Consider the following 386-nt stretch of genomic DNA (forward strand, 5'->3'; position numbering starts at 1 on the left):
GGGCTGGACTGGTCCTAAGAGTTGGGACGGCGAACCAATTGAAGGTTCGTTCCGGGCTCACCAAATTCCAATTCCTGTCGATCGCAATCACATGGAACACGGCGACAAATTAGTTGACTGGCTCAAATCATACAAATCAGAAGAATTATTTGATGAAAATGGTACTTTAAAACCAGAAATCGCCGCAATCATCCCTGAAGGCCAAGCTCGTATGGCTGCTAACCCCGTCACTAACGGTGGTAAGTTAACTAAAGACTTAATTACACCAAATATCGATGATTATGCTTTGGACAAGAAGGATCACGGTAAAGAAGACGGTTCAGATATGACTGAACTTGGTAAGTATATCCGTGATTTGATTGAGTTGAACAAAGACAACAAGAACT

Annotated in this window: 1 protein-coding gene; it reads left to right on the plus strand. The window is 42.5% G+C overall.

What is annotated here, in order from left to right; genetic code table 11:
- The coding region (locus C1I95_RS37570; RefSeq protein WP_499878006.1) for a phosphoketolase family protein at nt 1-386 on the plus strand (386 nt) is incomplete at both ends.

The sequence above is a fragment of the Micromonospora craterilacus genome (genome assembly GCF_003236315.1).
Lineage (GTDB): Bacteria > Actinomycetota > Actinomycetes > Mycobacteriales > Micromonosporaceae > Micromonospora > Micromonospora craterilacus.